The organism is Microbacterium sp. No. 7 (genome assembly GCF_001314225.1).
Lineage (GTDB): Bacteria > Actinomycetota > Actinomycetes > Actinomycetales > Microbacteriaceae > Microbacterium.
In genome coordinates, this window is the sequence record NZ_CP012697.1 from 2,103,422 (window position 1) to 2,125,268 (window position 21,847).

General features: G+C 73.4%; 22 protein-coding genes. All 22 read left to right on the forward strand.

Annotation, left to right across the window (positions count from 1 at the left end):
- Nucleotides 1-4: 4 nt before the first annotated feature.
- The 22 genes from AOA12_RS09615 to trpA all read left to right on the forward strand — a co-directional run bounded on the left by AOA12_RS09615 (nucleotide 5) and on the right by trpA (nucleotide 21,822).
- Nucleotides 5-973: an aspartate carbamoyltransferase catalytic subunit gene (locus tag AOA12_RS09615; protein ID WP_054686938.1), complete on the forward strand. Its 969-nt coding sequence runs from the start codon at nucleotides 5-7 to the stop codon at nucleotides 971-973.
- The gene (locus AOA12_RS09620; protein ID WP_054682369.1) at nucleotides 970-2,289 is read left to right on the forward strand and encodes a dihydroorotase; all 1,320 of its coding nucleotides are present in this window, start codon (nucleotides 970-972) and stop codon (nucleotides 2,287-2,289) included. The genes AOA12_RS09615 and AOA12_RS09620 overlap by 4 nt, the downstream gene beginning before the upstream one ends.
- Nucleotides 2,286-2,828, forward strand: coding sequence for a PH-like domain-containing protein (locus AOA12_RS09625; protein ID WP_054682370.1), 543 nt, complete (start codon nucleotides 2,286-2,288; stop codon nucleotides 2,826-2,828). The genes AOA12_RS09620 and AOA12_RS09625 overlap by 4 nt, the downstream gene beginning before the upstream one ends.
- Nucleotides 2,825-3,961, forward strand: a complete 1,137-nt coding sequence (gene carA, locus AOA12_RS09630) for a glutamine-hydrolyzing carbamoyl-phosphate synthase small subunit (protein WP_054682371.1) — start codon at nucleotides 2,825-2,827, stop codon at nucleotides 3,959-3,961. The genes AOA12_RS09625 and carA overlap by 4 nt, the downstream gene beginning before the upstream one ends.
- On the forward strand, nucleotides 3,954-7,241 hold the full coding sequence (gene carB / locus AOA12_RS09635; protein ID WP_054682372.1) for a carbamoyl-phosphate synthase large subunit: 3,288 nt from the start codon (nucleotides 3,954-3,956) through the stop codon (nucleotides 7,239-7,241). Before carA ends, carB begins: the two co-directional genes overlap by 8 nt.
- On the forward strand, nucleotides 7,238-8,128 hold the full coding sequence (pyrF, locus tag AOA12_RS09640; protein WP_054682373.1) for an orotidine-5'-phosphate decarboxylase: 891 nt from the start codon (nucleotides 7,238-7,240) through the stop codon (nucleotides 8,126-8,128). Before carB ends, pyrF begins: the two co-directional genes overlap by 4 nt.
- Nucleotides 8,121-9,017: a guanylate kinase gene (gene gmk / locus AOA12_RS09645; RefSeq protein ID WP_054682374.1), complete on the forward strand. Its 897-nt coding sequence runs from the start codon at nucleotides 8,121-8,123 to the stop codon at nucleotides 9,015-9,017. Before pyrF ends, gmk begins: the two co-directional genes overlap by 8 nt.
- Nucleotides 9,018-9,315: 298 nt before the next feature.
- Nucleotides 9,316-9,570 carry a DNA-directed RNA polymerase subunit omega gene (gene rpoZ / locus AOA12_RS09650; protein ID WP_054682375.1) on the forward strand — a complete coding sequence of 85 codons (255 nt, stop codon included), beginning with the start codon at nucleotides 9,316-9,318 and terminating at the stop codon, nucleotides 9,568-9,570.
- A gap of 105 nt (nucleotides 9,571-9,675) precedes the next feature.
- On the forward strand, nucleotides 9,676-10,869 hold the full coding sequence (gene metK / locus AOA12_RS09655) for a methionine adenosyltransferase (RefSeq protein WP_054682376.1): 1,194 nt from the start codon (nucleotides 9,676-9,678) through the stop codon (nucleotides 10,867-10,869).
- A gap of 13 nt (nucleotides 10,870-10,882) precedes the next feature.
- Nucleotides 10,883-12,862 (forward strand): hypothetical protein, encoded by a 1,980-nt coding sequence (locus tag AOA12_RS09660; protein WP_054682377.1) that lies wholly within the window; start codon nucleotides 10,883-10,885, stop codon nucleotides 12,860-12,862.
- Between the two features lie 8 nt (nucleotides 12,863-12,870).
- Complete coding sequence (gene fmt / locus AOA12_RS09665) at nucleotides 12,871-13,803, forward strand: methionyl-tRNA formyltransferase (RefSeq protein ID WP_054682378.1); 933 nt, start codon at nucleotides 12,871-12,873, stop codon at nucleotides 13,801-13,803.
- Nucleotides 13,800-15,158, forward strand: coding sequence for an RsmB/NOP family class I SAM-dependent RNA methyltransferase (locus AOA12_RS09670; protein ID WP_054682379.1), 1,359 nt, complete (start codon nucleotides 13,800-13,802; stop codon nucleotides 15,156-15,158). Before fmt ends, AOA12_RS09670 begins: the two co-directional genes overlap by 4 nt.
- 80 nt (nucleotides 15,159-15,238) lie before the next feature.
- Nucleotides 15,239-15,901, forward strand: coding sequence for a ribulose-phosphate 3-epimerase (gene rpe / locus AOA12_RS09675; protein ID WP_054682380.1), 663 nt, complete (start codon nucleotides 15,239-15,241; stop codon nucleotides 15,899-15,901).
- A gap of 19 nt (nucleotides 15,902-15,920) precedes the next feature.
- Nucleotides 15,921-16,184 (forward strand): phosphoribosyl-ATP diphosphatase, encoded by a 264-nt coding sequence (locus AOA12_RS09680; RefSeq protein ID WP_054682381.1) that lies wholly within the window; start codon nucleotides 15,921-15,923, stop codon nucleotides 16,182-16,184.
- A 47-nt stretch (nucleotides 16,185-16,231) separates the two neighbouring features.
- Entirely contained in the window at nucleotides 16,232-17,074 is an 843-nt protein-coding gene (gene hisG / locus AOA12_RS09685; RefSeq protein WP_054682382.1) for an ATP phosphoribosyltransferase, read from the forward strand.
- Entirely contained in the window at nucleotides 17,074-17,838 is a 765-nt protein-coding gene (gene hisF / locus AOA12_RS09690; RefSeq protein WP_054682383.1) for an imidazole glycerol phosphate synthase subunit HisF, read from the forward strand. Before hisG ends, hisF begins: the two co-directional genes overlap by 1 nt.
- A complete protein-coding gene (gene hisI / locus AOA12_RS09695; RefSeq protein ID WP_054682384.1) occupies nucleotides 17,835-18,185 on the forward strand; it encodes a phosphoribosyl-AMP cyclohydrolase in 351 nt (116 codons plus the stop codon). Before hisF ends, hisI begins: the two co-directional genes overlap by 4 nt.
- Nucleotides 18,185-18,775, forward strand: a complete 591-nt coding sequence (locus tag AOA12_RS09700; protein ID WP_054682385.1) for a Trp biosynthesis-associated membrane protein — start codon at nucleotides 18,185-18,187, stop codon at nucleotides 18,773-18,775. The genes hisI and AOA12_RS09700 overlap by 1 nt, the downstream gene beginning before the upstream one ends.
- A gap of 32 nt (nucleotides 18,776-18,807) precedes the next feature.
- Nucleotides 18,808-19,038 (forward strand): DUF6704 family protein, encoded by a 231-nt coding sequence (locus AOA12_RS09705; protein WP_054682386.1) that lies wholly within the window; start codon nucleotides 18,808-18,810, stop codon nucleotides 19,036-19,038.
- A gap of 2 nt (nucleotides 19,039-19,040) precedes the next feature.
- Entirely contained in the window at nucleotides 19,041-19,850 is an 810-nt protein-coding gene (trpC, locus tag AOA12_RS09710) for an indole-3-glycerol phosphate synthase TrpC (RefSeq protein WP_054682387.1), read from the forward strand.
- Nucleotides 19,847-21,055, forward strand: coding sequence for a tryptophan synthase subunit beta (gene trpB / locus AOA12_RS09715; protein ID WP_054682388.1), 1,209 nt, complete (start codon nucleotides 19,847-19,849; stop codon nucleotides 21,053-21,055). The genes trpC and trpB overlap by 4 nt, the downstream gene beginning before the upstream one ends.
- The gene (gene trpA, locus AOA12_RS09720; protein ID WP_054682389.1) at nucleotides 21,052-21,822 is read left to right on the forward strand and encodes a tryptophan synthase subunit alpha; all 771 of its coding nucleotides are present in this window, start codon (nucleotides 21,052-21,054) and stop codon (nucleotides 21,820-21,822) included. Before trpB ends, trpA begins: the two co-directional genes overlap by 4 nt.
- Nucleotides 21,823-21,847 lie beyond the last annotated feature (25 nt).

Below are 21,847 nucleotides of genomic sequence, written 5' to 3' on the forward strand. Positions count from 1 at the left end.
CGGCATGCGACACCTGCTCGACACCAAGACGCTCTCGCGCGCCGACGCCGTGCGCATCCTCGACGTCGCCGAGGACATGCGCGCGACGCAGAGCCGCGAGGTCAAGAAGCTGCCGACGCTGCGCGGCAAGACCGTCGTGAACCTCTTCTTCGAGGACTCCACGCGCACCCGCATCTCGTTCGAGGCCGCCGCCAAGCGCCTGTCGGCCGACGTCATCAACTTCTCCGCGAAGGGCTCGTCCGTCTCGAAGGGCGAGTCGCTGCAGGACACCGCGCAGACGCTGCAGGCGATGGGCGCGGATGCCGTCGTCATCCGCCACGGCGCCTCCGGCGCGCCGCACACGCTCGCGACGAGCGGCTGGATCTCGGCCGGCGTCGTCAACGCGGGCGACGGCACGCACGAGCACCCGACGCAGGCGCTGCTCGACGCGTTCACGATGCGCAAGCGCCGGCACGGCGACGACAGCCGGGGTCGCGACCTCGCGGGCATGCGGGTCGCGATCGTCGGCGACATCCTGCACTCGCGCGTGGCCCGGTCGAACGTCTGGCTGCTCACGACGCTCGGCGCCGAGGTCACGATCGTCGCCCCCGCGACCCTCGTGCCGCAGGATCTCTCCGCCTGGCCCGTGTCGGTGCGCTACGACCTCGACGAGGCCGTCGCCGAGGGGCCCGACGCGCTCATGATGCTGCGCATCCAGCTGGAACGCATGAACGCCGCGTATTTCCCCACCGAACGGGAGTATTCCCGGCGCTGGGGGCTCGACGCGGGGCGACTGGCCGCCCTTCCTGCCGGTAGCATCGTGATGCATCCGGGACCGATGAACCGCGGCCTGGAGATCTCCGCCGACGCCGCCGACTCACCGCGCTCGACCGTGCTCGAACAGGTCGCGAACGGCGTGTCGGTGCGCATGGCGGTGCTGTACCTGCTGCTGGCGGGCGAACGCGAGACGAACACGGAGGAGAACGCATCATGACCATCGTCATCCGCGGCGCCAGGATCAACGGGGGAGAGGCCGCCGACGTCGTCGTCGAGAACGGCGTGATCGCCGAGGTCGGCAGCGGACTGAGCCGTGCCGGCGCACGCGTCGTCGACGCCGACGGGCTCATCGCGCTCCCCGGGCTCGTCGACCTGCACACGCATCTGCGCGAGCCGGGGTTCGAGGCCTCCGAGACGATCCTCACCGGCTCGCAGGCCGCTGCGGCCGGCGGGTTCACCACCGTCTTCGCGATGCCCAACACCCAGCCCGTCGCCGACACCGCCGGCGTCGTCGAGCAGGAGCTCGCGCTCGGCGAGGCGGCCGGCTACGTGCACGTGCAGCCGATCGGCGCCGTCACCGTGGGCCAGAAGGGCGAGCGCCTCGCCGAGCTGGGCGCCATGGCGACCTCGCGCGCCCGCGTGCGCGTGTTCAGCGACGACGGATCGTGCGTGTGGGATCCGCTCATCATGCGTCGCGCGCTCGAGTACGTGAAGGCGTTCGACGGCGTCATCGCCCAGCACGCGCAGGACCCGCGCCTCACGCAGGGCGCCCAGATGAACGAGGGCACGGTCTCCGCCGAGCTCGGCCTGGCCGGCTGGCCCCGCGTCGCCGAGGAGTCGATCATCGCGCGCGACGTGCTGCTGGCCGAGCACGTCGGCTCGCGCCTGCACGTCTGCCACCTGTCGACCGCCGGCTCGGTCGACATCATCCGCTGGGCCAAGAAGCGCGGCGTGAACGTCACCGCCGAGGTCACCCCGCACCACCTGCTGCTCACCGAGGAGCTTGTGCGCGGATACGACCCGCGGTACAAGGTCAACCCGCCGCTGCGCCGCGACGAGGACGTGCGGGCGGTGCGCGAAGGGCTCGCGGACGGCACGATCGACATCGTCGCGACCGACCACGCCCCGCACCCGGCCGAGACGAAGTCGTGCGAGTGGCAGGCCGCGTCGCACGGCATGGTGGGGCTCGAGTCCGCCCTGCGGGTCGTGCAGCAGGCGTGCGTCGACACGGGCATGCTCACCTGGGACGACGTCGCGCGGGTCATGTCCACGGCCCCCGCGCGCATCGGCCGCCTCGACGACGCCGGCACGCCCGTCGAGGCGGGCGCACCCGCCTCGCTCACGCTCTACGACCCGGCGCCCGCGCGCGCGTTCTCGGTCGACGACCTGCGCGGCCGCAGCCGCAACTCGCCCTACCTGGGCCAGGAGCTGCCGGGCGAGGTGCGCTGGACGATCTCGCGCGGCGTCGTGACCGTCGCCGACGCGCAGCTGCAGGACCTGACCGCATCCGGCGCCGAGGGGGCACGCGCATGACCCGCGAGATCGCCATCGGCATCATGATCGGCTTCGCCGTCGTGCTGCTGGCCCTCGGCCTGTGGGGCTGGCTGCGACGCGCGCGCCGCGACAGCGGCATCGCCGTGCCCGTGGGCGAGGCGCCCGCGAACGCCGCGACGCGTACGGTCGTGTCGGGACTGTACGTCGCGACCACGCGGCACGCCGAGCCGCTCGAGCGGCTCTCGATCCGCGGCCTGACGTTCCGCTCGCGCGCCGACGTCACCGTCACCGACGCGGGCGTGGCCCTCGACCTCACCGGCCAGCCCCGCATCTTCTTCGACCGCGAGCGCATCGCCGCGGTCGAGCAGGCCACCGTCGCGATCGACCGCGTCGTCGAGCGCGACGGCCTCGTGCGACTGAGCTGGCGCACCGACGCCGGCGACGTCGTCGACAGCTACTTCCGGCCCCAGGAGAGCTCCGCGCGCGCCCTGACCGACGCGATCTCCGGCATCCTGACGCCGGCATCCCCTCCCTCGGCATCCGCCGATCCCTCCGACCTCGCGGAAAGCGACGCATGATCCTCACGACAGACCCCGCCGTCCTGGTCCTCGAAGACGGCACCCGGCACACCGGACGCGCCTACGGCGCGCGCGGGACGACCCTCGGCGAGGTCGTCTTCGCGACCGGCATGACGGGCTACCAGGAGACCCTGACCGACCCCTCGTACGCCGGCCAGATCGTGCTGCAGACCGCGCCGCACATCGGCAACACGGGAATGAACGGCGAAGACCCCGAGTCGCGTCGCGTCTGGGTCGCCGGCTACATCGTGCGCGACCCCTCGCGCGTCGTCTCCAACTGGCGCGCGGAGGAGTCGCTCGACGACGCGCTCGTGCGCGACGGCATCGTCGGCATCAGCGGCATCGACACGCGCGCGATCACCCGTGTGCTGCGCAGCGCCGGGTCGCTGCGCGGCGGCATCTTCTCGGGCGAGGCCGCGGCGCTGGATGCCGGGGAGCAGCTGCGCATCGTGCGCGACGCGCCGCCGATGGCGGGCCGGAACCTCTCGGCGCAGGTCTCCGTCGACGTCGCCAGCGTCACCCCCGCGCAGGGGGAGCGCCTCGGCAACCTCGCGGTGCTCGACCTGGGCGTCAAGCAGGCGACGATCGACAACCTCGCCGCGCGTGGCTTCGAGGTGCACGTGCTGCCCCAGGACGTCACGATCGACGACGTCCGCGCCATCGACCCCGTCGCCGTCTTCTACTCGAACGGCCCGGGCGACCCGGCCGCCAGCGACCGGCACGTCGCGCTGCTGCGCGCCGTGCTCGACGCGGGGCTGCCGTTCTTCGGCATCTGCTTCGGCAACCAGCTGCTCGGCCGCGCGCTCGGCTTCGGCACCTACAAGCTGCCGTTCGGCCACCGCGGCATCAACCAGCCCGTGCTCGACAAGGCGACCGGACGCGTCGAGATCACGGCGCACAACCACGGCTTCGCCGTCGACGCGCCGCTCGAGGGCACCGTGGACAGCCCGAACGGCTACGGCCGCGTCGAGGTCAGCCACATCGGCCTCAACGACAACGTCGTGGAGGGCCTGCGCGCCCTCGACATCCCCGCGTTCAGCGTGCAGTACCACCCCGAGGCGGCCGCGGGCCCGCACGACGCCAACTACCTGTTCGATAGGTTTGCGGACCTGGTGAAGGAGAACCGTGCCTAAGCGCACCGACATCAACTCAGTCCTCGTCATCGGGTCGGGCCCGATCGTGATCGGCCAGGCGTGCGAGTTCGACTACTCGGGCACCCAGGCCTGCCGCGTGCTGCGCGAGGAGGGCGTGCGCGTCATCCTGGTCAACTCGAACCCGGCGACGATCATGACCGACCCCGACTTCGCCGACGCGACCTACATCGAGCCGATCACCCCCGCGGTGATCGAGACCATCATCGCCAAGGAGAAGCCCGACGCGATCCTGCCGACCCTCGGCGGGCAGACCGCGCTGAACGCCGCCATGGCGCTGCACGAGCAGGGCATCCTGGACAGGTACGGCGTCGAGCTGATCGGCGCCAAGGTGGACGCCATCCGCAAGGGCGAGGACCGCCAGATCTTCAAGGAGCTCGTCATCGCCGCCGGCGCCGACGTGGCCCGCTCGGTCATCGCGCACACGATGGACGACCTGCTCGCGGGCGCCGCGGAGCTCGGCTACCCGCTCGTCGTGCGGCCCTCGTTCACGATGGGCGGCCTGGGCTCGGGCTTCGCGTTCGACGAGGACGACCTGCGCCGCATCGGCGGGGCCGGCCTGCGCGACTCGCCGACCACCGAGGTGCTGCTGGAGGAGTCGATCCTCGGCTGGAAGGAGTACGAGCTCGAGCTCATGCGCGACACGTCCGACAACACGGTCGTCGTGTGCTCGATCGAGAACGTCGACCCCGTCGGCGTGCACACCGGCGACTCGATCACGGTCGCCCCCGCGCTGACGCTCACCGACCGCGAGTACCAGAAGCTGCGCGACATCGGCATCGACATCATCCGCGCCGTGGGCGTGGACACGGGCGGCTGCAACATCCAGTTCGCCGTCGACCCCGACACCGGGCGCATCATCGTGATCGAGATGAACCCGCGCGTCTCGCGCTCGTCGGCGCTCGCGTCGAAGGCCACGGGCTTCCCGATCGCGAAGCTCGCGGCGAAGCTCGCGATCGGCTACCGCCTCGACGAGGTGCCCAACGACATCACGCGGGCGACGCCGGCGAGCTTCGAGCCGACCCTCGACTACATCGTCGTGAAGGTGCCGCGGTTCAACTTCGAGAAGTTCCCCGCCGCCGACGCGACGCTGACGACGACCATGAAGTCCGTCGGCGAGGCGATGGCGATCGGCCGCAACTACGCGACGGCGCTGCAGAAGGCGCTGCGCTCGCTGGAGAAGCGCGGCTCGTCGTTCCACTGGGGCGAGGAGCCGCGTTCGGTCGAGGAACTGCTGGAGACGGCGAAGACCCCCACCGACGGCCGCATCGTGACGCTGCAGCAGGCGCTGCGCAAGGGCGCGACGATCGAGCAGGCGTTCGAGGCCACCAAGATCGACCCGTGGTTCCTCGACCAGATCGTGCTGATCAACGAGGTCGCCGCCTTCGTCGCGGATGCCGCGGAGCTGGACGCCGCGACGATCCGCCTCGCGAAGGAGCACGGCTTCAGCGACGCGCAGCTCGCACAGCTGCGCGGTCTCACCGAGGCGGAGGTGCGCGGCGTGCGCCACGGCCTCGGCATCCGCCCGGTCTACAAGACGGTGGACACGTGCGCCGGCGAGTTCCCGGCGCTCACGCCCTACCACTACTCGTCCTACGACACCGAGACCGAGGTCACGCCGTCGGAGCGCACGAAGGTCGTCATCATCGGCTCGGGCCCCAACCGCATCGGCCAGGGCGTCGAGTTCGACTACTCGTGCGTGCACGCGTCGTTCGCCCTCGCCGACGCCGGGTTCGAGACCGTCATGGTCAACTGCAACCCCGAGACGGTCTCGACCGACTACGACACGAGCGACCGCCTCTACTTCGAGCCGCTGACGCTCGAGGACGTGCTCGAGGTGCTGCACGCGGAGTCGCAGTCGGGCGAGATCCTCGGCGTCGTCTGCCAGCTCGGCGGCCAGACGCCGCTGGGGCTCGCGAAGGGCATCGAGGAGGCCGGCTACACCATCCTCGGCACGAAGCCCGCGGCGATCGACGTCGCTGAGGAGCGCGAGCAGTTCTCGCAGCTGCTGGAGCGCGCGGGCCTGACGGCGCCGCGGCACGGCACCGCGACCGACGAGGCGGGCGCGATCGCGATCGCCGAGGAGATCGGCTATCCGGTGCTCGTGCGCCCGAGCTTCGTGCTCGGCGGACGCGGCATGGAGATCGTCTACGACACCGCGAGCCTGCGCGACTACTTCGTGCGCATCGCCGACCAGGCGATCATCGGCGAGAGCGCGCCGCTGCTCGTCGACCGCTTCCTCGACGACGCCGTGGAGATCGACGTCGACGCCCTCTACGACGGGAACGAGCTGTACGTCGGAGGCGTCATGGAGCACCTCGAGGAGGCCGGCATCCACTCGGGCGACTCGTCGTGCACGCTGCCGCCGATCTCGCTCGGCCGCACGGAGGTCGACCGGGTGCGCGCCGCGACGCTCGCGATCGCCGAGGGCGTCGGCGTGCGCGGACTGCTGAACGTGCAGTTCGCCGTGTCGGCGGGCGTGCTCTACGTCATCGAGGCGAACCCGCGGGCGTCGCGCACCGTGCCGTTCGTGTCGAAGGCGCTGGGCATCCCGATGGCCAAGGCGGCGTCGCGGATCATGGCGGGGGCCACGATCGCGGAGCTCAAGACGGAGGGGCTGCTGCCCGCGCAGGACGGCTCGCGCGTGCCGCTCGACGCCCCCGTGTCGGTCAAGGAGGCGGTGCTGCCGTTCAAGCGGTTCCGCACCGCCGACGGCCGCACGGTCGACTCGGTGCTCGGCCCCGAGATGCGCTCGACCGGCGAGGTCATGGGCATCGACCGCGACTTCCCGACCGCGTTCGCGAAGAGCCAGGCCGCGGCGTACGGCGGCATGCCGACGTCGGGCACGGTGTTCCTCTCGGTCGCCGACGACGACAAGCGCGCCGTCATCCTGCCGGCGCACCGCCTGCAGGAGCTGGGCTACCGCATCGTCGCGACGGAGGGCACCGCCGAGATCCTGGCCCGCAACGGCATCCGGGTGGAGACCGTCGAGAAGTACTCCGAGACGCAGGGGACGGGCGAGCGCAACATCGTCGACCTCATCAACGCGGGCGAGATCGACATCGTCGTGAACACCCCGTCGGGCGGCATCGCGCGCGCCGACGGCTACGAGATCCGCGCGGCCGCCGTCGCGGGCGACAAGGCCCTGTTCACGACGATGGCCGTGCTCGGCGCCGCCGTGAGCGCGCTGCCCGTGCTGCGCGAGGGCTTCGCGGTGCGGAGCCTGCAGGAGTACGCCGCCGACCGCCGGGAGCGTGCATGACCTCGTTCGGCGCGCGCCTGCGCGCCGCACTCGAGGCGCACGGGCCGCTGTGCGTGGGCATCGACCCGCACGAGGCGCTGCTGCGCGAGTGGGGACTGGATGCCGGCGCCGCGGGCGTGCGCGAGTTCGGCCTGCGCGTCGTCGAGGCCGCCGCCGGGCAGGCGGGCGTCGTGAAGCCGCAGGTCGCGTTCTTCGAGCGCTTCGGCTCGGCCGGGTTCGCGGCGCTGGAGGACGTGCAGCGGGCAGCGCGCGACGCCGGCCTGCTCGTGATCGCCGACGCGAAGCGCGGCGACATCGGCTCGACGATGGCGGGATACGCGGCGGCGTGGTTCGACGCGGGCGCGCCCCTGGAGGCGGACGCCCTCACGGTGAGCCCGTACCTCGGCCCCGACTCGCTGCGCGAGACGCTGACGACCGCGGTGCGCGCGGGCAAGGGCGTGTTCGTGCTGGCCGCGACGAGCAACCCCGAGGCGTACGCGCTGCAGAGCGCGCACACGGTCGACGTGGCCGCGGGCGACGGCGAGACCGTCGCGCAGCGCGTGGCGCGCGACGTGACGGCGATCAACTCGAGCGCGGCGTTCGCGGGCGACGGGCTCGGGCCGATCGGCCTGGTCGTCGGCGCGACGGTCGACCGCGCGTCGGTCGGGCTGAGCGACGACGTGCTGCGCGGGGCGCCCATCCTGGCGCCGGGCTTCGGCGCGCAGGGCGCCGAGCCGGCCGACCTGCGCGCGATCTTCGGCGCGCTGACCCCCGGCGTCGTGGCGAACGAGAGCCGCAGCGTGCTGTCGGCCGGCCCCGACGGCATCCGCGCGCGCATCGCAGAGCGCGCGGCGCTGTATCGTGCGATTCGTGACGGACTCTCTGCTCAGGAGGGCAAGGATGGCTGACTCGCGTACCCCGCCCGAGGTCGACCGCGCCGCGGCATCGCGGCGCGCGGTCGAGGTGCGCCGCGCCCGCGCCGCGCTCAAGCGCGACGTCTCGACGCGCGTCGTGACCCCGCAGGAGCTGCTGCGCCGTGCGTGGGCCGACCCGGCGTCGCCGGCGGGGACGATGCGCGTCACGGAGTTCCTCACCTCCATCCCCGCGATCGGCGAGGGCAAGCGCGACCGCATCCTGTCCGAGCTCGGCATCTCGCCCGTCAAGCGGCTGGGCGGTCTCGGCTCGCGGCAGCGCACGGTGCTGCTCGACTTCATCGACGGGCGTCTCCCGGAGGCGGTCGCGCGCCCGGGTCGCAGCCGCCTGCTCGTGCTTGCGGGCCCCACCGCCGTCGGCAAGGGCACCGTGGCGGCGCACATCAAGGAGCACCACCCCGAGATCCTGCTCTCGGTCTCGGCGACGACGCGGGCGCCCCGCCCGGGCGAGGTCCACGGCGAGCACTACTTCTTCGTCGACGACGCCGAGTTCGACCGGCTCGTCGCATCGGGCGAGCTGCTCGAGTGGGCGACGGTGCACAACAGGCACCGCTACGGCACGCCGAAGGCGCCGATCGACACGGCGCTGGCCGAGGGCCGCACCGTGCTGCTGGAGATCGACCTGCAGGGCGCGCGCCAGGTGCGCGCGGCGGCGCCCGACGCGACCCTCATCTTCCTGCTGCCGCCGAGCTGGGACGAGCTCGTCGACCGGCTCGTCGGACGCGGCACGGAGGACGCCGAGGAGCGCGCGCGACGCCTGCGCACCGCCAAGGTCGAGCTCGCGGCGCAGGGCGAGTTCGACTACCGCGTCGTGAACGACGACATCGCCCGCGCGGCGGCAGAGGTGGCGACGCTCGCGCGGTAGGGCGCGGTCCGTCCCCGCGGAGAATCCGCGGGGGCTGTGCAACGGTCGGCGGGAGGGGTTTCGATACGCTGCCCCTCCGGGGCAGCTCCTCAACCAGCGGGGTGGGGCGGAGGGCGGCTACCGCCCCCGCTGGTCGAGCAGCGCACGGAGTGCGCGTGTCGAAACCCGATTCGTCGACCGACGGGAGGGGCTCGTCGCGCCGCGTCGGGTAGAATGATCGGATGCCGTGATCGCTGCGCTCCGGCGGCGACGCACCGGCGACGACTCTCCACCCGCATCCGACCTCAGGAGGTCCTCCATGACCACGCGTGACAAGGGCATCATCGACCCGCCCATCGACGCACTGCTCGAGAAGGTCGACTCGAAGTACCAGCTCGTGATCTACGCGTCGAAGCGCGCGCGCCAGATCAACGACTACTACTCCGACCTGCACGAGGGCAACCTGTTCGACAACGTCGGGCCGCTCGTCGACTCGAGCATCGAGGACAAGCCCCTCACGATCGCGCTGCACGAGATCCACGAGGACAAGCTGCGCCTGCGCCACGTCGACTGATCTTCCCGTGACGCCGTGTGGCGTTCTCGTGCCCCTGGGATCCGGATGTCGGATGCCGGGGGCATGATTGTGTGACACCCCTTCTGTTCTGCTTGGAGCACATCCATGAGCCAGCTGCGCCTCTTCACGTCCGAGTCGGTCACCGAGGGCCACCCCGACAAGATCTGCGACCAGATCTCCGACAGCATCCTCGACGCCCTGCTCGCCGTCGACCCGGGCAGCCGCGTGGCGGTCGAGACCCTGGTGACGACGGGTCTCGTGCACGTCGCGGGAGAGGTGCGCACCGACGGCTACGTCGACATCCCCGGCATCGTGCGCCGCATGGTCAACCGCATCGGCTACACGTCGAGCGAGACCGGCTTCGACGGCGACTCGTGCGGCGTCACGGTGTCGATCGGCGAGCAGTCCGGCGACATCGCGGCCGGCGTCGACACGGCGATCGAGCACCGCGAGGGCGGCTCCGACGACCCGGTCGACGCACTCGGCGCGGGCGACCAGGGCATCATGTTCGGCTACGCGACGACCGAGACGCCGCAGCTCATGCCGCTCGCGATCTGGACCGCGCACCGGCTCGCGGAGCGGCTGACCGACGCGCGTCGCAGCGGCGCCCTGCCGTTCCTGCGCCCTGACGGCAAGACCCAGGTCACCCTCGGCTACGACGGCGCCGTGCCGCGCACGGTCGACACGGTCGTGCTGTCGACGCAGCACCATCCCGACATCTCCATCCCCGCGCTGCGTGCGGCGGTGCAGGCCGAGGTCATCGACCCCGTGCTGCGGTCGACGGGTCTCGACCTGTCCGACGTGAAGTACGTGATCAACCCCGCCGGTCCCTTCGTGACGGGCGGCCCGAAGGGTGACGCCGGCCTCACGGGGCGCAAGATCATCATCGACACCTACGGCGGGGCCGCGCGTCACGGGGGCGGCGCGTTCAGCGGCAAGGACCCGTCGAAGGTCGACCGCTCGGCGGCGTACGCGATGCGCTGGGTCGCGAAGAACGCCGTCGCCGCAGGCCTCGCCGACCGGCTCGAGGTGCAGGTCGCCTATGCGATCGGCCGCGCCGCGCCCGTCGGGCTGTACGTCGAGACGTTCGGCACGGGGCACGTGCCGGACGAGCGCATCACGGACGCCATCCGCGAGGTGTTCGACCTGCGCCCGCAGGCGATCATCGAGCGGCTCGACCTGCTGCGCCCGATCTACGCCCAGACGGCGGCGTACGGCCATTTCGGCCGCGAGCTGCCCGACTTCACGTGGGAGCGCACCGACCGCGTCGACGAGCTGAAGGCCGCGGCCGGGCTCTAGACGGGACGCCGACATGATCCGCGTCGCGCGCGTGCTCGTCGACGTGCCGCTGCCGCAGCTCGACCGGCTGTTCGACTACGAGATCCCCGCCGAGCTCGCAGAGACGGCGCTGCCCGGCGTGCGCGTGAAGGTGCCGCTGCGATCGGCCGGCCGCGTCGTCGAGGGCTGGATCGTCGAGCTCGCCGAGATCTCCGAGCCGCCGCGACCGCTGTCGCAGCTCGACGCGGTCGTGTCGCCGGTCGCCGTGCTGCCGCTCGCCCTCTATACGCTGGCGCGCCGGGCGGCCGATCGCGCGGCGGGGTCGGCGAGCGACGTGCTGCGCCTCGCGATCCCCAAGCGCATGGTGCGCGCCGAGAAGGCGTGGCTCGCCGCGCCGCCGCCCCCGGCGCCGGCGATCGACGCCGCGGCCGCGCTCTGGGCCCGCGACGTGCTCGGCGGCTTCCCGACCCTCGACGACCGGATCGCGGCCGGCGAACGAGTCGCCGTCGACGCCGTGCCGCATCCCGTGCCCGGCGAGCCGCAGGGCCAGTGGGCCGAGCTGCTCGCCGCGATCGCGATCGCGACGCTCGCCCGCGGGCGGAGCGCGCTCGTCGCGCTTCCCGACCACCGCGACCGCGCACAGGTCCTGAGGGCGCTGGAACGGCACGCCCCGGCCGACGCCGTCGTGCGCGACGACGCCGACCGCTCCGGCCCGGAGCGCTACGCCGCGTACCTCCGCGTGCTGAGCCCCGTGCCGTGCGTCGTGGTCGGGACGCGGTCGACGGTCTACGCGCCCGCGCACGACGTCGGCGTCGTCATCGTCTGGGACGACGGCGACCCGCTGCTCGCCGAGCCGCTGAGCCCCGGCGTGCACGCGCGCGACGCGGCCCTGCTGAGGCAGGAGCTCGAGGGCAGCGCGCTCGTCTTCGCGGGACACACGCGCACGACCGACGTCGAACGGCTCGTGCTGCTCGGCTGGGTGCACGACGTCCCGGCCGCGCGGCGGCAGAGCCCGCGCGTCGTGCTGTCGGCGACGGGCGAGAGCGAGCCGCGGGGCGCCCGCATCCCGTCGACGGCGTTCGCGGCGGTGCGCGACGCCCTCGCGGACGGCCCGGTGCTCGTGCAGGTGGCCCGTCCCGGCTACGCGCCCGTCCTCGTCTGCGCGCAGTGCCGGCATCCCGCGCGCTGCCCGCACTGCGCCGGCCCGCTGCGGGCCCGCCGCCCGGGCTCCGCCCCCGACTGCGCGTGGTGCGGCCGGGCCTTCGCGGCGTGGGCCTGCGCGGAGTGCTCGTCGAACCGGCTGCGCATGGTGTCATCGGGCTCGGAGCGCACCGCCGACGAGCTGGGGCGCGCCTTCCCGCACACGCGGGTCATCGTCGCCGACGGCGAGCACCAGGTCACCGAGGTCGAGGCGAGGCCGGCGCTCGTGATCGCCACGCGGGGCGCCGAGCCCCTCGCCCCGGGGGGCTATCGCGCCGTGGTCCTGCTCGACGCCGAGCGCATGCTGCTGGCCGAGCAGCTGCGGATCGGCGAGTCGTGCCTGCGCTGGTGGTCGAACGCCGCCGCCCTCGCGGCCCCCGGGGCGCCCGTGCACCTCGTCGGGGTCGACGGCCCCGTCGCGCGTGCGCTCGCGACGTGGACGCAGGCCGCCTACGCGCGAGCGGAGCTCGCCGACCGCGCGCCGCTGCGGATGCCTCCGACCGTGCGCGTCGCGACGGTGGAGGGGACCGCGACGGCCGTGAAGGCGGCCTGGGAGCGGCTGCGCGGCGACGTGCCGGCGCTTCCGGCCGACGCCCTGCTCGGCCCCGTCCCGCTCGCGGCCACCGGCGCCGCGACGGGCACGCTGCCCGACGACGCGGTGCGGTCGCTCGTGCGCTTCGACTACGGCCTGGGCAAGGCGGTCGCGGAATCGCTGCGCGCGGCGGTCGTCTCGGAGGCGCTGCGCGGCCGTCGCGGGCGAGACCGCCGAACTACACTCAGGGTGCGGCTCGACGTGCCCGAGCTGGAGCTGTGAGGAGTCTCATGCGCATCGTCTTCGCGGGAACGCCCGCGCCCGCCGTCCCGTCGCTGCGCGCGGTCGCGGCGTCGCCCCACGAACTGGTCGGCGTCGTCACGCGCACGGACGCGCCGCTTGGTCGCAAGCGCGTGCTGACGCCGTCGCCGGTGGCGCAGGCGGCCGCCGAGCTGGGGGTTCCGGTGATCAAGGCCGACCGTCTCGACGACGACGCGACCGCGGCGATCGCCCGGCTCGAGCCCGACCTCGGGGTGATCGTCGCCTACGGCGGGCTCGTGCGCGAGCCGTTGCTGTCGCTGCCGCCGCACGGGTGGATCAACCTGCACTTCTCGCTGCTGCCGCGGTGGCGCGGCGCGGCGCCCGTGCAGCACGCGCTCATCGCGGGGGATCGCGAGACGGGCGCCGACGTCTTCCGCCTCGTGCCGGCGCTGGATGCCGGGGACGTCTACGGGCGGCTGCGCTACGACGTCCCGCCCACGGCGACGGCCGGTGACGTGCTCGCCGAGCTCGCCGCTCGCGGCGCAGAGCTGCTCGTCGACGTCCTCGACCGGATCGCCGACGGCACCGCCCGGCCTGCGCCGCAGACGGGGGAGCCGACGCTCGCGCCCAAGCTGACGATCGCCGACGGCGCGCTCGACCTGTCGCAGCCGGCCGAACGCGTGCTCGAGCGCTACCGGGGGACGACGCCCGAACCGGGCGCTCACGTCATGTTCGCCGGGCAGCGGCTCAAGGTGCTCGCCGCTCACCGCGGACCCGATGTCGCGCTCGACGCGGGCCGCCTCGCTCTGCACCAGCGTGGAGTGATCGCCGGAACGGGCGATGGCACGATCGCCCTCACGACCGTGCAGCCGGCCGGCAAGGGCGCCATGGCCGCCGCGGACTGGTGGCGCGGCCTGCGCGCCGACGACCCGCGCATCGCGCTGCCGGGGGAGGCCCCGTGAGCGCGACGCCGCGGTGGGTCGCCTACGACACGCTGCGCGCCGTCTCCGAGTCCGACGCCTACGCGAACCTGCTGCTGCCGCGCGCCCTGCGGCGTGCCGGGCTGGGCGGCGCGGACGCCGCGTTCGCGACGGAGCTCTCCTACGGCACGCTGCGGATGCTCGGCACCTACGACGCGATCGTCGCGGATGCCGCGGGCCGCGACGTCGCGGCGATCGATCCGGCGGTGCGCGACGCCCTGCGGCTGGGCGTGCACCAGCTGCTCGCGATGCGCGTGCCCTCGCACGCCGCCGTCAACGAGACCGTGCGCCTCGTGCGCAAGGCCGCGGGCGGCCCCGCGTCGGGATTCGCGAACGCCGTGCTGCGCCGGGTGTCGGAGCGCGACCTCGACGCCTGGATCGCGCGGCTGGAGGACGCCGCGCGGTCGGACGACGAGCGTCTCGCCGTGCGGTTCGCGCACCCGGTCTGGGTCATCCGCGCGTTCCGCCGCGCCCTCGCCGCCGAGGGGCGTGCCGACGAGCTGACGGCGCTGCTCGCGAGCGACAACGTACCGCCCGTCGTCACGATGGCGGCGCTGCCGGGCCTCGCCGAGATCCCCGCCGACGCGGAGCGCACGGGCGCCTCGCCGTTGGGCTTCCGGTGGCCGGGCGGCGATCCGGGGCCGGTCGTGGCCGGCTCGGGCGGACGGCTGCGCGTGCAGGACGAGGGCTCGCAGCTCGCGGCGCTGGCCCTCAGCCGCGCGCGTCCGGTGCGGGCCGGCGAGCGCTGGCTCGACCTCTGCGCGGGCCCCGGGGGGAAGACGGCGGTGCTGGCCGCGGAGGCCCGCCTGCACGGCGCCGCCCTCGAGGCGAACGAGGTCGCGCCGGCGCGCGCGCAGCTCGTGCGCGACTCCGTGGCGGGCGTCCCCGGGGGCGTGCCGGTCTCGGAGGAGGACGGCCGCACGCGCGCGGGACGCGCGCGTTACGACCGCATCCTCGTCGACGCGCCCTGCACGGGCCTGGGGGCGCTGCGCCGCCGGCCCGAGGCCCGGTGGCGCAAGGCGCCGGGCGACGTGCCCGAGCTGACGGCGCTGCAGGGCGAGCTGCTGGGCGCGGCGGCGTCCGCGCTCGCGCCCGGGGGCGTCGTGGCGTACGTGACGTGCTCGCCGCACCTGGCCGAGACGGCCGGCGTCGTCGCCGACGTGCGGCGCGCCTTCGACGGCGAGCTCGTCGAGCTCGACGCCCGCGCCGTGCTGCAGGACGTCGCGCGGCATCCGCTCGATCTCCCCGCGCCCGTCGACGGCACGGGACGCGCACAGCTGTGGCCGCACCGGCACGGCACCGACGCGATGTCGATCACGCTCCTCGGCCGGCGGTGACGGGGCGGGAGCGAGCCGGCTCCGCTGAGATACTCCCGGCTCCGCTGAGATACTCCCGGCTCCGCTGAGATAATCGACGGGTGCCGCGCATCAATCCCAGCATCCTGTCCGCCGACTTCGTGAACATGGAGGCGGATCTCGCCCGCATCGCCTCCGCCGACTTCGTGCACGTCGACGTCATGGACAACCACTTCGTGCCGAACCTCACCTTCGGCCCGCAGATGGTCGAGCGCATCCAGGCGACGAGCCCCGTCCCGCTCGACGTGCACCTCATGATCGCGGATGCCGACCGCTGGGCGCCCGGATACGCGGAGCTGGGCGCGGCGAGCGTCACCTTCCACCTCGAGGCCGCGACGGCGCCGATCACGCTCGCGCGGCGCCTGCGGCGGATCGGCGCCCGGGCGGGCGTCGCGATCAAGCCGACGACGCCCGTGGAGCCGCTGTTCGACGTGCTCGACGAGTTCGACCAGATCCTCGTGATGACCGTGGAGCCCGGCTTCGGCGGCCAGTCGTTCCTGGCCGGCATGATGCCCAAGCTCGCCCGGCTGCACGACGAGGTGCGTCGTCGCGGCTCGCAGGTGTGGCTGCAGGTCGACGGGGGGGTCTCGGAGTCGACGATCGCGCAGGCGGCCGAGGCGGGCGCCGACACGTTCGTCGCGGGCTCGGCGGTCTTCGGCAGAGAGAGCCCCGAGGCGGCGATCGCGGCGCTGCGCGACGAGGCCGCGGCGCACCACCGCCACTGACGCCCGGTACCCTGGCAGGGTGAAGACCTTCGACGAGCTGTTCGCCGAGCTGACCCATACGGCCGCCACCCGCCCCGAGGGCTCGGGAACCGTCGCGCAGCTGGACCGCGGCGTGCACGCGATCGGCAAGAAGATCGTCGAAGAGGCCGCCGAGGTGTGGATGGCCGCCGAGTACGAGTCCGACGACGCGGCCGCCGAGGAGATCTCGCAGCTGCTGTACCACCTGCAGGTGCTGATGCTCGCCAAGGGCCTGACGCTCGAGGACGTGTACCGACATCTGTGACCCCGCCCCGGTGACCCACGTACACGACTGACACGAAAGACCTACGCATGCTTCGCATCGCCGTGCCCAACAAGGGCATGCTCGCCGACACCGCGGCCCAGATGCTCGCCGAGGCCGGATACACCGGCCGGCGCGACTCCAAGGACCTCCACGTGCTCGACCCCGTCAACGACGTCGAGTTCTTCTACCTGCGCCCCAAGGACATCGCCACCTACGTCGGCTCGGGCGCCCTCGACGTCGGCATCACCGGCCGCGACCTGCTGCTCGACGCGCGCATGCCCGGCGCCCGCGAGGTCGAGAAGCTCGGCTTCGGCGCCTCGACCTTCCGCTTCGCCGGTCCTCCCGGACGGTTCGGCGAGCTCGCCGACCTCGACGGTCTGCGCGTCGCGACCGCCTACCCGGGCCTCGTCGACGCCTATCTCGACCGCCACGGCGTCGCCGTCGACCTCGTGCCGCTCGACGGCGCGGTCGAGTCGGCCGTGCGCCTCGGCGTCGCCGACGCGGTGGCCGACGTCGTGTCGACCGGCACGACGCTGCGTCAGGCGGGCCTGGAGATCTTCGGGCCCGTGCTGCTGGAGTCGGAGGCGGTCCTGATCGCCTCGCCGCACGACGCGGAGGGCACCGAGACGCTGCTGCGGCGGCTGCGCGGCGTCATGGTCGCGCGACGCTACGTGCTCGTCGACTACGACCTTCCCGCGCGCCTGGTCGACGAGGCCGTGAAGATCGCCCCCGGCATCGAGTCGCCGACGATCTCGCCCCTCCGCGACCCCGAGTGGGTCGCGGTGCGCGTCATGACGCCGCGCGCGACGGTCAACCAGGTCATGGACGCCCTGTACGCGATCGGCGCGCGGGCGATCCTCGTCACCGCGATCCACAACGCGAGGCTCTGATGACGCTCGCCTGCCGGGTCATCCCGTGTCTCGACGTCGCCGACGGCAAGGTGGTCAAGGGCGTCAACTTCGAGAACCTGCGCGAGATGGGCGACCCCGTGGAGCTCGCGCGCCGGTACTTCGAGCAGGGCGCCGACGAGCTCACGTTCCTCGACGTCACCGCGACGGTCGACGAGCGGGCGACGATGTTCGACGTCGTCCGCCGCACCGCGGAGCAGGTCTTCATCCCGCTGACCGTCGGCGGCGGCGTGCGCTCGGCCGACGACGTCGCGCGCCTGCTCGGCGTGGGCGCCGACAAGGTCGGCGTGAACTCGGCGGCGATCGCGCGACCGGCGCTCGTGGACGAGATCGCCGACCGGTTCGGCGCGCAGGTGCTCGTGCTGTCGCTCGACGTCAAGCGGGCGCCGGACACGCCGTCGGGCTTCGTCGTGACGACGCACGGCGGGCGCACGCTCACGACGCTCGACGCCCTGGAATGGGCGAGGGAGGCCATCGAGCGCGGCGCGGGGGAGCTGCTGGTCAACTCGATCGACGCCGACGGCACGCGCGACGGCTTCGACCTCGAGCTGATCGCGCTGATGCGCGAGATCTCCCGCGTCCCGGTGATCGCGTCGGGCGGCGCGGGGGCGACCGAGCACTTCGCTCCCGCCATCGCCGCGGGCGCCGACGCCGTGCTCGCGGCCTCGGTCTTCCACTCCGGTCAGCTGACGATCGGCGAGGTGAAGGCCGCGCTGGCCGACGCCGGCGTCGAGGTGCGGCGATGAGCCCCGACGAGGCGATCGCGCGCGTCGCGTTCAACGGCGACGGGCTCGTGCCCGCGGTGATCCAGCAGCACGACACCGGCGAGGTGCTCATGCTCGCGTGGATGGATGCCGAGGCGCTCCGCCGCACGCTCACGACCGGCCGCGTGACGTTCTGGTCGCGCTCCCGGGGGGAATACTGGCGCAAGGGCGACACCTCGGGTCACGTGCAGTACGTGCGGGGCGTGCGTCTCGACTGCGACGGCGACACCCTGCTCGTCACGGTGGACCAGATCGGCGCCGCCTGCCACACGGGGGACCGGACGTGCTTCGACGGCGTCGACCTGACGCCGGTGGTGGGACTGCCGTGATGCGCCGCGCGCGGCTGGTCGCACTGCTCGTCATCGTCGTGGGCGGCGCCCTGGCCCTGATCTCCTCGACGCAGAGCTGGCTGCTCGTGACGCTGGGCGACACGGGCGACGTCCTCGAGGTGTCGGGCGACGCGGCGGTGCCGCTCCTCGCCCCGCTGAGCCTCGCGGCGCTCGCCCTCGGGCTCGCCCTCGCCCTCGTGGGCAGGCCGCTGCGCTATGCGTTCGGCGCCCTCGCCCTCGCGATCGGGGCGACGCTCGCCTGGTCGGCGTGGCGCATCGCCGCCGAGCATCCGCTCGACGCCGTGGCCGCCGTCGTCACCGAGGCGACGGGCCTCGCCGGCACCGCCGCGGTGTCGGCGCTCGTCTCGTCGATCTCGGCCACCGCGTGGCCCGTGCTCGCGCTGGCCGCCGCCGTCCTGATCGGCGCCGGCGGCGTGTTCACCCTCGCCACCGCGCACCGCTGGGCCGGCTCGGGGCGGCGCTACCGCACCGACGCGGCCGAGGCCGATCGCGTCGACCGGTCGCGTCCGCACGACGCGATCGACTCGTGGGACGACCTGTCGCGCGGCGACGACCCCACGGACCGCTAGACTGGCGGCATCCCGTAAGCGTAAGGAGAACCATGAGCAACCCGATCGCCGACCCCGGACACGGACATTCGCCCGCCGCCTGGACGGCCGTTGTGATCATGCTGCTCGCCTTCGCGCTGGGCACGCTCTTCTTCTGGCTCGAGATGCCGGCGCTCGTCGTCGCCTCGGCGGTCCTGCTCGTGGTGGGCGCGATCGTGGGCTGGATCATGGCGAAGGCCGGCTACGGCGTGAACGGACCCAAGTACACCCCGAAGCAGCATTGAGCATGCTCGCGGACCTCACCGCGGGCGCGGTGGAGGACGCCGACGCACGCGCACAGGATCGGCCGACGGCCGTCGTGGAACGCGCCGCCCTGGCGCAGACGCCGGCCCTCGACGCCCTGGCCGCCCTCGCCCCCTCGGAGCGGGTGAAGATCATCGCCGAGGTGAAGCGCGCGAGCCCGTCCCGCGGCGACCTGGCCGCGATCCCCGACCCCGCGCACCAGGCCGGCCTCTACGAGACCGGCGGCGCCTCGGCGATCTCGGTGCTCACCGAGGGACGCCGCTTCAAGGGGTCGCTCGCCGACCTCGAGGCCGTGAAGGCCGCCGTCCGGCTGCCCGTGCTGCGCAAGGACTTCATCGCGACGGAGTACCAGGTGCTCGAGGCGCGCGCCGCGGGCGCCGATCTCGTGCTCCTCATCGTGGCGGCGCTGGAGCAGCCCGTGCTCGAGCGGCTGCACGCGCTCATCCTCGAGCTCGGGATGACCCCCCTCGTCGAGACGCACGCGCTCGACGAGGTGCACCGGGCCGCCGACGTCGGCGCGCGACTGGTCGGCGTGAACGCCCGCGACCTGTCGACGTTCGAGCTCGACCGCGATCTGTTCGGGCGGCTCGCCGCGCACCTTCCGGCCGACGCCGTCAGGATCGCCGAGTCGGCCGTGCTCACGCCCGCCGACGTCGCCCACTACCGCGCCGCCGGCGCCGACGTCGTGCTGATCGGCGAGGCACTGGTGACCAACGACCCCGTGACGACGCTGCACGCCTTCCTGGAGGCGGGCTCGAGCGTCGCACCGACCGAACGGAGCGAGTCCACGTGAGCCTGCGAGAGGCCGCAGGGCCGTTCTTCGGCGACTTCGGCGGCCGGTACATGCCCGAGTCGCTCATCGCCGCGATCGACGAGCTGACGGCGGAGTACGAGGCGGCCAAGGCCGATCCCGCCTTCCAGGCCGAGTTCGTGCGCCTGCTGCGCACGTACGCGGGCCGTCCGTCGATCGTCACCGAGGTGCCGCGGTTCGCCGAGCACGCGGGCGGTGCGCGCGTGCTGCTCAAGCGCGAGGACCTCAACCACACGGGCTCGCACAAGATCAACAACGTGCTCGGCCAGGCCCTGCTCACCCAGCGGCTGGGCAAGACCCGCGTCATCGCCGAGACCGGCGCCGGCCAGCACGGCGTCGCGACGGCGACGGCGGCGGCGCTGTTCGGATTCGACTGCACCATCTACATGGGCGAGGTCGACACCGAGCGGCAGGCGCTCAACGTCGCGCGCATGCGCCTGCTCGGCGCGGAGGTCGTGCCCGTCACGACGGGCTCGCGCACGCTCAAGGACGCCATCAACGACGCGTACCGCGACTGGGTGGCGTCGGTCGAGACCACGAACTACATCTTCGGCACCGCCGCGGGCCCGCACCCGTTCCCCGCGATGGTGCGCGACTTCCAGAAGGTCATCGGCGAGGAGGCCCGCGAGCAGCTGCAGGAGGTCACGGGCCGGCTGCCGGACGCCGTCGTGGCGTGCGTCGGCGGCGGCTCGAACGCGATCGGCATGTTCGACGCGTTCCTCGACGACGAGGACGTGCGCCTCTACGGCGTCGAGGCCGCGGGAGACGGCGTCGACACCGAGCGGCACGCGGCCTCGATCGAGCGCGGCCGTCCGGGCGTGCTGCACGGCTCGAAGACCTACGTGCTGCAGGACGACGACGGCCAGACGATCGAGTCGCACTCGATCTCGGCCGGCCTCGACTATCCCGGCGTCGGTCCCGAGCACGCGTGGCTCGCGGCGATCGGCCGCGCGGAGTACATCCCCGCCACCGACAGCGAGGCGATGGACGCCCTGCGGCTGCTGAGCCGCACCGAGGGCATCATCCCCGCGATCGAGTCGGCGCACGCCCTGGCGGGCGCCCTGCGGCTCGGGCGCGAGCTCGGCCCCGACGCGGTGATCGCCGTGTGCCTCTCGGGCCGCGGCGACAAGGACATGGACACCGCCGCCCGCTGGTTCGGGCTCTACGACGAGGGGGCACAGCCGTGAGCCGAGTGGCCGAGGCGATCGCGGCGGCGCGCGCGGAGGGCCGCGGCGCCTTCGTCGGGTACCTGCCGCTGGGCTTCCCCGACCTGCAGACGTCGATCGACGCGGCGGTCACCCTGGCCGAGAACGGCGCCGACATCCTCGAGCTCGGCCCTCCCTACTCCGACCCGGTGATGGACGGCACCGTCATCCAGGAGGCGACGCAGGCCGCCCTCGCGGGCGGGTTCCGCGTGCGCGACACGTTCACCGCGGTGCGGGAGATCACGGCGCGCACCGACAGGCCGGTGCTGGTCATGACCTACTGGAACCCCGTGCTGCAGTACGGCGTCGACCGCTACGCCGACGACCTCGCGGCCGCGGGAGGCGCGGGCCTCATCACGCCGGACATCACGCCGGAGGCCGCGGAGGAGTGGATCGCCGCGTCCGAGCGCACGGGTCTCGACCGCGTCTTCCTCGCGGCCCCGACGTCGACGGACGAGCGGCTCGACCTCATCGTGAAGAGCACGACGGGCTTCGTGTACACGGTCTCGACGATGGGCATCACGGGCGAGCGCGCCGAGCTCGACGCGGCCGCGCGGCGGCTCGTCGAGCGGCTCCGCGCGCACGGCGCCGAGAACGCGTGCGTCGGCATCGGCATCTCGACGCGCGAGCAGGTCGCGGGCGTGCACGAGTACGCGGACGGCGCGATCGTGGGCACGGCCCTCGTGCGCGCGCTGCGCGACGGCGGGCTCGACGGCCTCGCCGAGGCGACCCGCGCGCTCACGTCCTGACGTGCGCGCGGGGCGGGGCGGGCTA

Excerpts from the sequence above, each read along its gene's own strand:
- AOA12_RS09615 (WP_054686938.1), top strand. The coding sequence starts at position 5 with ATGCGACACCTGCTCGACACCAAGACGCTCTCGCGCGCCGACGCCGTG.
- AOA12_RS09620 (WP_054682369.1), top strand. The coding sequence starts at position 970 with ATGACCATCGTCATCCGCGGCGCCAGGATCAACGGGGGAGAGGCCGCC.
- AOA12_RS09625 (WP_054682370.1), top strand. The coding sequence starts at position 2,286 with ATGACCCGCGAGATCGCCATCGGCATCATGATCGGCTTCGCCGTCGTG.
- carA (WP_054682371.1), top strand. The coding sequence starts at position 2,825 with ATGATCCTCACGACAGACCCCGCCGTCCTGGTCCTCGAAGACGGCACC.
- pyrF (WP_054682373.1), top strand. The coding sequence starts at position 7,238 with ATGACCTCGTTCGGCGCGCGCCTGCGCGCCGCACTCGAGGCGCACGGG.
- gmk (WP_054682374.1), top strand. The coding sequence starts at position 8,121 with ATGGCTGACTCGCGTACCCCGCCCGAGGTCGACCGCGCCGCGGCATCG.
- rpoZ (WP_054682375.1), top strand. The coding sequence starts at position 9,316 with ATGACCACGCGTGACAAGGGCATCATCGACCCGCCCATCGACGCACTG.
- metK (WP_054682376.1), top strand. The coding sequence starts at position 9,676 with ATGAGCCAGCTGCGCCTCTTCACGTCCGAGTCGGTCACCGAGGGCCAC.
- AOA12_RS09660 (WP_054682377.1), top strand. The coding sequence starts at position 10,883 with ATGATCCGCGTCGCGCGCGTGCTCGTCGACGTGCCGCTGCCGCAGCTC.
- fmt (WP_054682378.1), top strand. The coding sequence starts at position 12,871 with ATGCGCATCGTCTTCGCGGGAACGCCCGCGCCCGCCGTCCCGTCGCTG.
- hisG (WP_054682382.1), top strand. The coding sequence starts at position 16,232 with ATGCTTCGCATCGCCGTGCCCAACAAGGGCATGCTCGCCGACACCGCG.
- hisF (WP_054682383.1), top strand. The coding sequence starts at position 17,074 with ATGACGCTCGCCTGCCGGGTCATCCCGTGTCTCGACGTCGCCGACGGC.
- hisI (WP_054682384.1), top strand. The coding sequence starts at position 17,835 with ATGAGCCCCGACGAGGCGATCGCGCGCGTCGCGTTCAACGGCGACGGG.
- AOA12_RS09700 (WP_054682385.1), top strand. The coding sequence starts at position 18,185 with ATGCGCCGCGCGCGGCTGGTCGCACTGCTCGTCATCGTCGTGGGCGGC.
- AOA12_RS09705 (WP_054682386.1), top strand. The coding sequence starts at position 18,808 with ATGAGCAACCCGATCGCCGACCCCGGACACGGACATTCGCCCGCCGCC.
- trpC (WP_054682387.1), top strand. The coding sequence starts at position 19,041 with ATGCTCGCGGACCTCACCGCGGGCGCGGTGGAGGACGCCGACGCACGC.